This is a genomic window from Brevibacillus sp. HD3.3A, assembly GCF_013284375.2.
In the GTDB taxonomy this organism is placed as follows: Bacteria; Bacillota; Bacilli; order Brevibacillales; family Brevibacillaceae; genus Brevibacillus; species Brevibacillus parabrevis.
In genome coordinates this window covers 96,856-109,200 of the sequence record NZ_CP085874.1, presented here as the reverse complement: position 1 = coordinate 109,200, position 12,345 = coordinate 96,856, and the positions used below count along the sequence as shown (strand labels likewise).

At 51.9% G+C, this 12,345-nt stretch carries 19 protein-coding genes; 2 read left to right on the top strand and 17 right to left on the bottom strand.

Annotated elements, in window-relative coordinates; genetic code table 11:
- Positions 1–344: 344 nt before the first annotated feature.
- Entirely contained in the window at positions 345–596 is a 252-nt protein-coding gene (locus HP435_RS00675) for an AbrB/MazE/SpoVT family DNA-binding domain-containing protein (protein ID WP_007776347.1), read from the top strand.
- A 115-nt stretch (positions 597–711) separates the two neighbouring features.
- Here the strand turns inward: HP435_RS00675 and rsmI are convergent, their stop codons facing one another.
- From rsmI to HP435_RS00610, 13 genes are all read right to left on the bottom strand, one after another.
- Positions 712–1,596, bottom strand: a complete 885-nt coding sequence (rsmI, locus tag HP435_RS00670) for a 16S rRNA (cytidine(1402)-2'-O)-methyltransferase (RefSeq protein ID WP_173599731.1) — start codon at positions 1,594–1,596, stop codon at positions 712–714.
- Complete coding sequence (locus HP435_RS00665; RefSeq protein WP_173599730.1) at positions 1,593–1,907, bottom strand: GIY-YIG nuclease family protein; 315 nt, start codon at positions 1,905–1,907, stop codon at positions 1,593–1,595. Before HP435_RS00665 ends, rsmI begins: the two co-directional genes overlap by 4 nt.
- Positions 1,843–2,610, bottom strand: coding sequence for a tRNA1(Val) (adenine(37)-N6)-methyltransferase (locus HP435_RS00660; RefSeq protein WP_173599729.1), 768 nt, complete (start codon positions 2,608–2,610; stop codon positions 1,843–1,845). Before HP435_RS00660 ends, HP435_RS00665 begins: the two co-directional genes overlap by 65 nt.
- Before the next feature lie 95 nt (positions 2,611–2,705).
- Positions 2,706–3,077 carry a DNA replication initiation control protein YabA gene (gene yabA / locus HP435_RS00655; protein WP_122966037.1) on the bottom strand — a complete coding sequence of 124 codons (372 nt, stop codon included), beginning with the start codon at positions 3,075–3,077 and terminating at the stop codon, positions 2,706–2,708.
- Between the two features lie 28 nt (positions 3,078–3,105).
- Positions 3,106–3,921, bottom strand: coding sequence for a PSP1 domain-containing protein (locus tag HP435_RS00650; protein WP_063230309.1), 816 nt, complete (start codon positions 3,919–3,921; stop codon positions 3,106–3,108).
- A 3-nt stretch (positions 3,922–3,924) separates the two neighbouring features.
- Positions 3,925–4,905: a DNA polymerase III subunit delta' gene (gene holB, locus HP435_RS00645; RefSeq protein ID WP_063230308.1), complete on the bottom strand. Its 981-nt coding sequence runs from the start codon at positions 4,903–4,905 to the stop codon at positions 3,925–3,927.
- A gap of 16 nt (positions 4,906–4,921) precedes the next feature.
- The gene (locus HP435_RS00640; protein ID WP_122966038.1) at positions 4,922–5,368 is read right to left on the bottom strand and encodes a YaaR family protein; all 447 of its coding nucleotides are present in this window, start codon (positions 5,366–5,368) and stop codon (positions 4,922–4,924) included.
- A gap of 137 nt (positions 5,369–5,505) precedes the next feature.
- A complete protein-coding gene (locus HP435_RS00635) occupies positions 5,506–5,835 on the bottom strand; it encodes a cyclic-di-AMP receptor (protein ID WP_007719896.1) in 330 nt (109 codons plus the stop codon).
- Between the two features lie 128 nt (positions 5,836–5,963).
- The gene (gene tmk / locus HP435_RS00630) at positions 5,964–6,605 is read right to left on the bottom strand and encodes a dTMP kinase (RefSeq protein ID WP_173599728.1); all 642 of its coding nucleotides are present in this window, start codon (positions 6,603–6,605) and stop codon (positions 5,964–5,966) included.
- Between the two features lie 47 nt (positions 6,606–6,652).
- A complete protein-coding gene (locus tag HP435_RS00625; protein ID WP_173599727.1) occupies positions 6,653–8,125 on the bottom strand; it encodes an aminotransferase class I/II-fold pyridoxal phosphate-dependent enzyme in 1,473 nt (490 codons plus the stop codon).
- A 129-nt stretch (positions 8,126–8,254) separates the two neighbouring features.
- Positions 8,255–8,437, bottom strand: coding sequence for a sigma factor G inhibitor Gin (locus HP435_RS00620; protein ID WP_005830511.1), 183 nt, complete (start codon positions 8,435–8,437; stop codon positions 8,255–8,257).
- Between the two features lie 60 nt (positions 8,438–8,497).
- Entirely contained in the window at positions 8,498–9,520 is a 1,023-nt protein-coding gene (locus tag HP435_RS00615) for a hypothetical protein (RefSeq protein ID WP_229049785.1), read from the bottom strand.
- A complete protein-coding gene (locus HP435_RS00610) occupies positions 9,502–9,687 on the bottom strand; it encodes a hypothetical protein (RefSeq protein ID WP_173599725.1) in 186 nt (61 codons plus the stop codon). Before HP435_RS00610 ends, HP435_RS00615 begins: the two co-directional genes overlap by 19 nt.
- Before the next feature lie 69 nt (positions 9,688–9,756).
- Here HP435_RS00610 and HP435_RS00605 point away from each other — a divergent pair, with 69 nt between their 5' ends.
- The gene (locus tag HP435_RS00605; protein ID WP_173598008.1) at positions 9,757–10,284 is read left to right on the top strand and encodes a hypothetical protein; all 528 of its coding nucleotides are present in this window, start codon (positions 9,757–9,759) and stop codon (positions 10,282–10,284) included.
- Between the two features lie 9 nt (positions 10,285–10,293).
- On the opposite strand, the gene HP435_RS00600 is transcribed toward HP435_RS00605, so the two are convergent.
- The 4 genes from HP435_RS00600 to HP435_RS00585 are packed head-to-tail and all read right to left on the bottom strand — an operon-like array spanning position 10,294 to position 12,336.
- On the bottom strand, positions 10,294–10,560 hold the full coding sequence (locus tag HP435_RS00600; RefSeq protein ID WP_063230302.1) for a pro-sigmaK processing inhibitor BofA family protein: 267 nt from the start codon (positions 10,558–10,560) through the stop codon (positions 10,294–10,296).
- Between the two features lie 12 nt (positions 10,561–10,572).
- Complete coding sequence (locus HP435_RS00595; RefSeq protein WP_063230301.1) at positions 10,573–10,803, bottom strand: DUF2508 family protein; 231 nt, start codon at positions 10,801–10,803, stop codon at positions 10,573–10,575.
- A gap of 13 nt (positions 10,804–10,816) precedes the next feature.
- Positions 10,817–11,791, bottom strand: a complete 975-nt coding sequence (locus HP435_RS00590; RefSeq protein ID WP_173599724.1) for a CPBP family intramembrane glutamic endopeptidase — start codon at positions 11,789–11,791, stop codon at positions 10,817–10,819.
- A gap of 50 nt (positions 11,792–11,841) precedes the next feature.
- Positions 11,842–12,336 carry an SRPBCC family protein gene (locus HP435_RS00585; RefSeq protein WP_122966044.1) on the bottom strand — a complete coding sequence of 165 codons (495 nt, stop codon included), beginning with the start codon at positions 12,334–12,336 and terminating at the stop codon, positions 11,842–11,844.
- Between the last annotated feature and the right edge of the window lie 9 nt (positions 12,337–12,345).

Here is a 12,345-nt window from a genome sequence, read left to right as displayed (position 1 = left end):
TTATTTTCAAATGTAAGGAAAAGGGAAAGCAGAGAGAAGTAGGCTTTTTTGTCGAATAGGCGCGGTTTCATTCGACATAAAGTGACTGTTTCGACATGCATTAATCCCAGTAAATTTTATCCATAAAAATTTCCATACACTTTCCAGTTTCCTACAAAACGCTGATATATCAACTTTCTTATTTTCAAAAAACACTTTGGTTTTCAAAGATTTGTCAAAATCATGTTGACACCTTTGGGAATCGCTGGTATGATAATCCCAACAGAAAATGTCGAATATTGACGATTAATGATGAGCGTTTAACAATAGCATCGACATATGAATTTTTAGGAGGAGAATTTACAATGATGAAATCAACGGGGATTGTTCGTAAAGTAGATGAATTGGGTCGTGTCGTTATTCCAATCGAATTGCGCCGCACACTCGGTATTGCCGAAAAAGACGCTTTGGAAATTTACGTAGATGGTGAGCGCATCATCCTGAAAAAATACGAGCCTGCTTGCATCTTCTGTGGAAACGCTGATAAAGTATCTCATTTTAAAGGTAAAATCGTTTGCCAAGATTGCCTGACTGAGATGCCAGTTGTAAAACGCTAATTTTTGATAAAAAACCGATTTACATACAAATAGCCTTCGCACAGGGACAAGCTATGCGAAGGCTATTTGTGTTTTCTGAGCAAAAGAAAAAAGCCGACCTGCTAAGGCCAGCTCCTTATTCCGCTTCCTGATCGCGATGGTACTCGTTGTAAACGTCCCGTTTGGGCAAGCCGCGGTCATCAGCCGCCTGCTTGATGGCTTCTTTTTTGCTCAGGCCCTGCTCACAGTAATGGTCGACATGCCCAACGACGCTCATTTGCTGCCACCAGTCAACAGCTTCCTCTGTTTCGACAGCGCCTGTGTAGCCTTCGACAATGACGCAAAATTCCCCGCGCACTTCCCCGCTGTCCAGCCATTCCAGCAGTTCGTCAAAAGTGCCGCGAACAAACTCTTCGTAGCGCTTGGTCAGCTCCCGAGCCAAAACAGCCCGGCGGTTGCCCCACGCTTCCTGCATCGCGGCAATCGTCTTTGCAATCCGATGCGGAGCTTCGTAAAAAATCAACGTCTCCGGATAACGCTTGAGCCGTTCCAGCTCCTCGCGCCGCTCCTTGTTTTCCCGCCCGATGAATCCGCAAAAAACAAAACGGTCTGTAGGCAGTCCCGAAGCAATCAAAGCTGTCAGTGCGGCATTGGCACCTGGCACCGGAACGACAGGATATCCGGCGGCGACTGCATCGCGCACAAGATCTGCCCCCGGATCGGAGATGGCCGGCAGTCCGGCGTCGCTCACCAAGGCAATCTGCTTTCCTTCTGCCAACCATTGCAACAGCCCTTGACCGCTTGCTTCCTTATTATGCTCGTGATAGCTCACTGTGCGCTTCTCGATCTGAAAATGGTTCAGCAGCTTCCTTGTTTGCCGCGTATCTTCACAGGCAATCACATCGACCGCGCGCAGTGTTTCCAAGCACCGGACCGTGATATCATCGAGGTTGCCAATTGGCGTAGCCACCAAATACAGGACACCTGTTTCCTCCTGCGCAAAGCTGCGCTGTATATTCATTGCGGCGTCCCTCCAATCAAGTCTTCTTTTTGCTTGCGATTCAGCCGTTTGATCGCTTCCTCCCGCTTCAAGCCCCATGAACGGTCAGGCCCCTCTTCCCAAAAGACAAGCGCCAACGGCCCGCGTCCTCTGGTATACTTCGCGCCCTTTCCCTCCTGGTGCTTCGCCAGTCGGCGCAGCAGCTCCGTCGTATAGCCGGTATACAAGGAACCGTCTGCGCAGGAAAGCATGTAGACAAAGTGGCTCTTATGCGAGGGAATCTCTTCTGCCGAAATAAATTTCCTGAAGTTCCTCACAGTATTCCTCACCATTCTCATAAACAATCAATGGCGGTTGAATCCTCAGCTCCGGCTTTCCGCCCCGCATTCCTTCGATTAGTACCATATTCGGCTCCGCATCCCTGCGCGGATAAACCAGGCGCATCCGCTTCGGCTCAATTCCGTATTGACGCATCAAGGAAATGATATCAATCAGTCGCGTCGAACGATGGACGAGTGCGAGCTTGCCGCCGTTTTTCAACAGCTGGCTGCCGACCCGGATGACATCTTCCAGCGAGAGCAAAATTTCATGACGGGCGATCGCAAAGTGTTCGCTGGTGTTTTTCTCGCCACTCGTCGCAGGCATATATGGCGGATTGCACGTAATCAGATCGAATTTGCCGTGACCGTAATGGGCAACAGCCTCTTTGACGTCTCCATGGTACATCTCGATCCGTTCTGTAAGCCCGTTCAACTGTACGTTTCGACTCGCCATGTCGTACAAGCGCGGCTGAATTTCGATTCCATCAAAATGAGCTTCCGGCGTCCTTGTCGTCATGATCAACGGAATCGCCCCGTTGCCCGTACACATATCAAGCACCCTGCCGCGCTTTGGCACCGATGCAAACCGCGCAAGCAGCACAGCATCCATGGAAAAACAGAACACCTCGTGGCTCTGGATGATTTTCATTTCGTGTGTCAATAAATCGTCAATGCGCTCCGCATCGTAGAGCGGCACGTTGGTGACAGGTTCCATCCTTTATTTCCTACTCCTTTTTGTCCTTGTCTTGGAAAAAGCGACCTGACACGTGGCACAGGTCGCTTTCTCCATACGGTGATCGCTCGTCACCTTTATTTTTGAGGGCCGCCGCTCAAAAACGAGAGACAGAACAGGCAATCCCCTTCTTTACGCAAACTGCCGAAATGCACATTGCAGATATGAAACCCTTCCGCATACAGACGAGCAAGGTTGTCATACCCTTCCCCGACCACGGCCTTTTTGGCTTTCTCCTTGGCAACAATGCTTGTTCCTTTTTGTTTTGCCTGGGAGCCAGTCTTTTTCTTGTCCAGTCGGTTGCGAAGATGCTGGTTTTCAACGAGTAATTGGGCATTTTCCTCCATCAAAACAACGATGACGTCTTTCAACTCACCGATCTCTTTGTACAGGTCCCCAATTCGTTCTTCAATGCTCGCCATCTTGACGAAGATTTCCCGTTTGTCCACTAGCTCACCTCTCCCCTACCCCCACACTTTATTCATAGGTGGGGAGCCCTATCGCAATCTCATCCAATCCAAATTCCGTGATGCGTTTGTCGATCGAAAGCTCCACCTGAACGGACTGATCCAGTACGTTAACAGAAACGACTCGTCCATTTCCCATCGGGGTAGTGACCACCTTGCCGACATCCGGCATTTCATCACGCGTGCTTTCGTAGTTGTCATTCTCGTATTTTAAACAGCACATCAAACGGCCGCACAGACCGGAGATTTTTGCTGGATTCAACGAAAGGTTTTGATCCTTGGCCATTTTGATCGAAACTGGCTCGAAATCGCCGAGGAATGTCGAACAGCACAGCAGCCTGCCACAGGGACCAATGCCACCAAGCATTTTTGCTTCGTCGCGCACGCCAATCTGACGCAGTTCAATGCGGGTGCGAAACACGGAAGCGAGGTCTTTTACCAGCTCGCGGAAATCAACCCTGCCGTCAGCGGTAAAATAAAAAATGATCTTGTTGCGGTCAAATGTGTATTCCACATCGACCAGCTTCATATCGAGCTTGTGCTCCTTGATCTTCGTCTGGCACACGGAAAAGGCGTTTTTCGCAGCTTGCTTGTTTTCATCAACCTGCTTAGCGTCTTTATCGTCAGCCATGCGAATGACCTTTTTCAACGGCAGCACCACATCGGACTCAGCGACTTCCTTTTTGCCGATGACGACCTTGCCATATTCGACCCCTCTCGCCGTTTCGACGATTACAGTGCAATCTTTCTCTATCGGCAGTCGGTCAGGGTCGAAGTAATATATTTTGCCCGCTTTTTTAAAACGGACCCCAACAACCTCATACAAGGGTTATCCCTCCTGGAATTGAAGAACCAACCGCTCAAGAGCCAACTGTGCGTTGGCGTTTCGCTCTATCCGATTTTTCGTATCCATGACCAAATCTATCCCGTGCAAGAGCTCAGCTTTTGTCCATACCAGTGCTTGTCCTTGCAGCACATCCTGTTGGTCGCTGTTAATGAGATGGGCATGCCTGCCTACTTGCACATACAGGATATCGCGCAGCCAAAGGATGAGCAAATCTAAAAAGAGGGGTAGTTCCTCTTTGATTTTGTCGCTCTTTTGCAACATATCATGGATGGTGAAGAGCGCAGACGAATTACGCTGTTTGCACTCATGGCTCAATTGTATCACTAGATTTCTTAGCTGTGCAAACGATTCTGATTGGCTGAGTGCCTTGGCCTCTTCCACATTTGTCGTAATGTGGGAGGCAATCTGCGCCATCCCGGCAGAAATGCCGTCTGACCGCAGCTGTGCCGCAATGGCTTCGGCAGAAAGTGGAGAGAATTGCACGATTTGGCACCGGGATAAAATCGTCGGGAGGATCGAGTGGCTATGTTCCGTCAGAAGCAAGGCCAGTACACCAGCGGGCGGTTCCTCCAAAAACTTCAGCAGGCTGTTGGAAGCTTGCGTCGTCATTTTGTCGACGTGTTCGATGATGTACACCTTGTGCTTGGACTCTACCGCACGCATGGCCATTTCTTTTTGCAGCGCGCGAATCTGGTCGATTTTAATAGAAGCTCCATCAGGTGTAATAAACAGGACGTCGGGGTGGTTTCCCCCTTCAATCCGCCTGCATGTAAGACAGGCCCCGCAGGCGTCCGCTTCCCTTTCCGGACAAAAAAGGGACTTCGCCAGATGCAGGGCCATCTGCTTTTTACCCGCTCCTTTGGGACCAGCCAATAAATAGGCGTGTGCCAATCTGTTGTTGAGCAGGCTATGATACAGCAGCTCGGAAGCTCTCGGCTGCTGGGAAAAACGGGTCCATGTCATAATGGTTTCACACCCACTAAAAATACAAGTTGATCAGCATGCCGCGGATTTCGCCAATCCGGGCCAACAAATCAATCGTCGGCGCCTGGTCGCTCAAAAGCTCATCTGTCAGACGCAAAAGCTCCTCATCGACCTGCTTGACGATTTTGTACAGCCTGCTGCGGCCTCGCCGATTGATTCCTCGTCTGTCATCCAGGGCAACCCCGTATTTGACGGCTTCCTCCATGAATTGCTTGACGAGGTTTTTATATGCATAAAAATCGCGAACAGAGCGCGATCTGGCAAGAACTTGCCCCATCCTGTCGATGTCGCCGAGCAGCCGATTGATCAGCTCCTGGGACATGCGCTCGTCTTCTCCTTGCACCATCGTGCCAAAATTCAGCTTTTCGAGCTGAGGATTTCTACGTGAATCTGCCGTTTTTATCATGTCCAGCTTAGGTCTAAGCCCATCGCCGATTTTCATCTCGCCACCCCACAGGCCCGATCAGTAGGGGATAAACCCCCCGTTACATCAAGTATAAACGAAAGCGGCGAAAAAAGAGAGCATGAACTAACCTGCAGATGAGAATGAGGATGCTCTTCACTTTTGCGCATCATATGTCAAAAAGAGTGGAACTCTCCTACATCCAGTACAAACACGGCGGCTCCGCCTACCTGTACCTCCAGCGGGTAAGGCATGAACGAATCCACTGCATTGCTGAGAGGGGAAACAGGAGTGACCATTTGCTTGCGGGATTTGCAGTTGTGTGCAATGATGTCGATTACTTCCGGCACGCTTTCGTCAGACGTACCGATCAAAAACGTTGTGTTGCCAGCTCGCAAAAAACTGCCGGTACTGGCGAGTTTCGTCGCGCGAAACCCTTTCTTTACCAGTTGTTGAGACAGACGACCACTATCTTTGTCCTGGACGACCGCAACTACCATTTTCATCGGCTATCACCCTTTCCGCAAGAATTATCCCGCACGTGCTTTATTGTATGAAAAACATGTAGGCTTGGTACGCTATTTCGCCTAAACATATTATACAGTATGTACCTGTACATGCGGTACTGCGAACCTTACAATCTGTCCAGCAATACGCGCAATGCCGATTCGTACACCTGCTCCATCGGCTGCTCGGCATCAATGACGACGAAGCGATCGGGGTCTTTTTCCATGACAAGCTGATACCCCTCTCTTACCAGCTGGTGGAAGCGGATTCCTTCCAGATCGAGCCGATTGACTTCTCTGCCGCGCGCCTTGTTGATTCTCGCCAGTCCAACCTCGGGACGTATATCGAAAAACAGCGTCAGTTCCGGCATGCAGTCACCGACGGCGAAGCGGTTGATCTCATAGACTGCCTCTATGCCAAGCCCTCTTGCATGGCCTTGATAAGCAAGACTGCTGTCGATAAAGCGATCGCAAAGCACGATTTTGCCCGCTTGCAAGGCAGGCAACACTTTTTCAGCCAAGTGCTGGCGTCTCGCTGCGGCGTACAGCAATGCTTCCGTTCTCTCGTCCATTTGCGTATGCGCCGGATTCAGGATGATCTCCCGAATTTTTTCCGCAATATCGATACCGCCCGGCTCGCGTGTCAACAGCACATCCACGCCACGCGCCTGCAATTCCTCGTACAGCTTGGCGATGACAGTCGATTTGCCCGCCCCTTCGCCACCTTCGACAGTAATAAAACGGCCTTTTGTTCCTGTTGTCACTTGCATGCTCCTTCCGCACCTGTTGTAGCAGGCCACTTGCTTCCTATCTGTAACTAACGCAACACCTGGATGGTATGCAAACGATCGTCCTGCACCCCGTGAAAGCGGGTGCGCCCCCGCCGCAACTCGGCGAGCATTTCCAATCCTTCCCCATCCATTCGCTCACCCGGAACGAGTACCGGAATACCTGGAGGATAAGGAATGACCATCTCGGCCACGATTCGTCCCGTTGCCTGTTCGAGCGGAATCGTCTCCCGCGGGCGGTCAACCGCTTCGTGCATCGGCACAGCCTGCTTGCGCAAATAGTGCGAGGAGACAACGCCGTGCAAAAGAATCCGCTCCGCTTCCGCTTCGACCTGGGGCGAGAGCGATTCCAGCAACCGGGCCAAGGCTTCCAAGTCTTTATGAGTCGTTCCTGCCGATGCTGCCAGCAGTACGTGAGAATCATCAGCCAACTCCGGAAAGATTCCATGTCTTTCCATTAATTCCTGCAACGCAAATCCGCTCGTCTGTCCCGTGCGCAAGTGCAAAAACAGCTTCAAAGGATCAAACGTCGCATATACGCAGTTCGCAGAAAGCTGCGGCCATTCCAGCCATTCCAGCTTGCCTGTTCTCTCCCGGAGCTTGTCCAGTAGCGGCAGCAGTCGCTCCCATTCTTCACAAGCTTCAAGCGCCAGGTGACGCCGGGCCAGATCGAGCGAAGCCATCAATATGTACGAAGGGCTGGACGACTGGAGCATGGCTAGATGCCGATACAATCGTTCCCTGTCTATTCGCCCGCCTTGCAGATGCAGCATGGAGGACATCGTCATGGCCGAAGCCATTTTATGTGTGGATTGTACGGCAGCGTCCGCACCCGACTGCATCGCCGAGCGAGGAAAAGCCGGATGAAAGCCAAAGTGGGCACCATGCGCCTCGTCAATCAAAAGCGGAATGTCGTGCCGATGCACCGTAGCCGCCATTTTCGCCAAGTCGATGCCCATGCCGTAATAGGTGGGATTCGTCAAAAAGACTGCCTTGGCATCCGGATGTGTCTGTAGGGCACGCTCGACATCCTCGCGCCTGACCCCGGCGGCAACACCTGTTGCCAAATCCACGGCAGGCACCAGAAAAATCGGCTCCGCTCTGGCCATGATGATCCCGTGATAAACCGATTTATGGCAATTCCGCTGCACGAGAATTTTGTCACCCGGTCGGCATACCGTCATGATCAGGGCAAGATTCCCGACTGTGCTGCCGCCAATCAAAAACTTCGACTCTTCCGCACCGAAAGCTTCCGCAGCCAAAGACTGTGCTTCCGCAATCACGCCTTGAGGCTGGTGCAAATCATCGGTTCCGCTAATTTCAGTCAAATCAAGCTCCAATACGGATTGAAAACGATGTTTGGCGTGGCTGTCAAAGCTGTGGCCCATTTTGTGCCCAGGCACATGAAACGGATGCGGGCGATGCTTGGCGTGCCGTTCCAGCTGTTCATACAGGGGCGCACGCTTTTGTCGCTCCCGAAATTCAGCATCTCTCATAAGCACGCGCGACTCACGTCCTTTGTCATGAATATTACCCATTATTTTAGCATGATTTGACATGAGGAAAACGGAAATTCGCCAAGCTTTTTGGCAAATGAAAAAAGACACCGGGGATGCCGATGCCTTTTTCCGTCACGCATCTTTTCGCAGCCAAATTCGTCTCATCTGGTGGATAAAGAACGGATACTTTTCGTCCTGGACGTCGGTATTTACCATTTCCTGTTCGCATTTTTGACAAATAAACTGCTCACAAATGGCGATCCCGTCGTTCTGCTCCTGTTCACAGACGATACATCGCTGAGCAACTTTTTCCATAGTGCAAACGCCTGCCCTTTTCCTCAATCTACCAACCATTATACCCCATTATAATCCGCATCATTCCCAAACGTTCGTCTTTTCGCCGATAGCTCGGTAACCTTTGAAAAAAAGCTGGGCTTCCTGGGTTGGAAAACAGGATGCCGCGTCCACGACCAACGACTGGCGCATCACCTTCGCCACTTCTTGCAGGGAAAGCTCGTCCACAATACCGAGCCTGTCTCCGATCACCAGCAAATCGGCATCCTGCAATACGGCGTTCCACGAATCGCCGTGCAGCCAGTCGGGGTGTACCTCGTTCGGATATTGCCCGTCCGCTCCGGTGTAGACAGCTACGTCCATTTTCGCCAGCCAGCCTTGGGGCATCTTGTCCCACAAAGCGTTTGAACCGATCAGCGCTACTCGCCTGACCTTCGCCTTTTCCAGTACAAGCTGGCACTCCCGCTCAAGCCATTTGCAAACATGCGAGCGATCCCGACGCTCCGCAAAAAGCCAGCCTTGCCCGATCCGCGTATCCAAACCTAAAGCTCGCGACACTTGCCTGAGCGAGACTTGCCGGGTATCGCACCACTCGCCCAGCTCCCAATAAAAGCGTTCTTTCCACGCCAAATAACGCGGCAGCTGACGAATCGCTTCATCTACTTCCCGGCGGCCGCAAATCATGGACACTTTGCCGTATTCGGCAAGCAGTCGGCAAACCAGGCGCATATGCTTGCCGGACGGATTTCCCCCGATCAAAGCGCGCTCGTTGCCCGACCACAATGCCAAGCGGATTACTTCCCATTTCCTCGCATCATCACCAGCCTCGCTCGACAACGCCAGCTCATCCGCCCAGGCATATGGCGCCTCATCCCCGTATATCACCAACATGTCCGCATCGTTTTGCTGACGCATGCATGTTCTATCCGCTGCCCGCAGCTTGTTGTAATCGTCATGCCCGGTTACAAGAAATCCGTCGACGCCTTCTGGCGGAAGTCCTGTTTGCTCAGATGCCAAATCGATCCCGCATTCGCGCAGAGAACCGCCCAAGCTGCGCACGATTTGTTCGGACGCGGCCCATAACGTCATTCGCTGCTCTCGCACATCTCCTCCCCCGCTTTCTTGGGCAAAAGTCTTATGCCGATTCCATTTCGTTCCTTTTTATCGTTGCCCATAAACCGCAAGTCCATCACATTTTCGCAACAATCGCCGCCAGCCGGACATGCGAAAAAGCCGTCAGTCTTGGCGCGGACCAACGGCTTTTTTTGCATAAGGTGCAACTTTCTCCCGATTGGAGACTGTGCGATAATAGACAAAGAACTGCGAAGGATGTGACTTCTATGAAGGGACAAGCCCAACATACGATCTACAGCTACAAGCTGCTTTACCGATTTCGCTGGGGACTTATCGGCTATTTGCTTCAGCTTTTGCTGATTGGCCTGTCCCTGATCGGCAGCTCCATGCTGTTGCAAGTACCTGTGGCCTCGCTTGTCGTCACATTGGCGATCCTGCCTGTCATACCGATCTGCCATTTGATCATTTTTCGGCTCTACGCCCAGCTGCGCTCGCAAAAACCTCAGACAACCGCTGACATGCTCGTCTCACCATGGTGGGGGGCTGGCTACGTGCTTCCCGTTCCGTTATCTGTTTATCGAGCCAGCGAAAGTACCGTATTGGTCGGCACCGCACTCCTGGCTGCGGGAGCATTCGTCTGGCTGTCGGCGGGCTATGGACTTACGTTGCTCGGCGGCGTGGTCGTCGTATCACTGCCGCGCCTGATCGCCTTGATCGCCTCGTTGCGTCAGCCTGGCTGGAGCCGGGTTAAATACGAGAATCGCGGAGTTGCCTTTTTGAAGACAGACGGTTGATCAATCCGTTCACATGATCCATAGCTTGATGACAATCAGCGCAGCGAGTCCTGGCAGGCGGAGAAATCCGGCGACCAAAGCTGTGACCGGGTTGATCGGAATATGGAAGCTGGCCAGCTCGCCAACCAGATTGGTAAAAAACAAAAGAATGGCACCAATGACGACTTGCATGACGCCAAAACCAATCCACCTGATGGGAGTAGCCACTGACTTGCTTGCCGCTGTCAAAAGCAAAATCCCGACAATAATCAGCGCAATGATCCATCCCGTAGCCATGAACGCCCCCTCCTACGCGTGCTTGCGATGGCGCTCTCGTTTTGCCTGCGCCAGCAAGTACATGTACCGCTTTTCGGTAACGTGCAGATAATAGATGACATCCTCCAGACCGCCATCCGGCTCGCTGATTTCGACAAGATGGCGGGCGTGCTGCCAATCCTCACGAGCCTGATTTACCGCTACATCCAGACTCTCGGCATCCCAGTCGATGACAACCCGTTCTTTTTTTCCCCACCTGCTCACCTGCAAATCCTCCTCAGTTAAAGTAGTACAAAACCCCCATCATGTTATTGACCGCATGCAGCACAACCGCTCCCCAGATGGATTGGTAACGGTGTCGCACAAACCCCAGACCCAATCCGATGACGAACAGAGGCGCAAACAATGCCACATCAATATGCAAAAGGGCGAACCAGAGACTGCTGAGAATAATCCCGGCCACGGCACCTATGCGCCGAACCAGATAAGTCTGAATCACGCCCCGAAACAGAATCTCCTCCGCAATCGGAACCATGATCCCAATGACCACAAGCGATGCCACCGCCGCGAGCATATCCGTATCTTTTGCCGTCACAATCTCTTTTTCGATTTGTTGCTCTCGCTCCGATGACAAGGAAAGCCCAAACCAATCGGCTATCGGATTGGTCACCACCACGTCCAAAAGCAGTGCAATCAATAAAAAAAGCAACAGCAGCAAAACGAGCATCTGCTTGATCCGGACAGGACGACGTACCCCGATTTCCCCTAGCCTGCCGCGAAACCAGAGCGGGATCAGGATCAGCAGAAACAATTGAAAGACAGCCGATTCCAGCGTGCCTGCAACCGTCCCTACCGCAAACAGCGTGTCCTCCAGCACCAACCCGTACACAACCAGCACAATGGTTTGGAATACGTGCATCCACGCCACGATGTGCACCACATCATTGCCTGTCAGATCGTGATTTCCCCATAACCACAAAGTCTGCTTGCTCTCGCGGGTGAGACTGTACATATAACCGATCGCTCCGACGAGGCTAAGCGCTGCCACTGCGAAGACGACCAATCCCATCCACGCCTCGGGCACATCTGTAGTAGAAGCAACCCACTTTCCGTCCTCCCCGAGATGAAACCGAATCATGGAAAACTCGGCCGCAAACATCAGCCAATACCCGATGAATAGCATGATCGCCCACGGAGTGGACTTTTGTCGCCCAGCCCAACTCGCAAGCGACAGTCCTGGTCCTGTCAGCATTTCCTCACACTCCTACTTCACTCTATGTCTCGTCCACGAAAAAAAGTCCGTCACTCCTGCGATTTCTTTGCGATGTGCTGCAACTCCTGCGCCTTCGCCTCGGCAACCTCTTTGATGTATTCATTTCGTGTCCGCAAAAAGCGAGTCATGTACGCTTCCAGTACCAACCAGTCAAACACCTTTCCCACGATGCCAAAAGGAGAAGAATAGTCGAAAATGTCCAGCATTTTTGTCGAATGTTCCCCGAGCACGACAAACTCATGCGTATGTCGGAAACGTTTAAACGCGCCCTTCACCATCTCATCGACAAAATAGCGCGGTTCTTCCATCTCGGTAATCTTGGCGGTCAAATTTTGCTTGATGCCAAAATGAACGGCTTCCCATGTAACCGACTCTCCCAGCTTGATCAAACCGCTGGTCACTCCGCCAATCGCCTTTTCGCGTGTACGCGCGGTGGACTCCATATGTAAATCAATGCTTCTCGCCGCATCAAAACAAATCTGTTGCGGTGCCTGAATCGTAAACTCCATGCGAATGACGGGCATCCTTGCTCC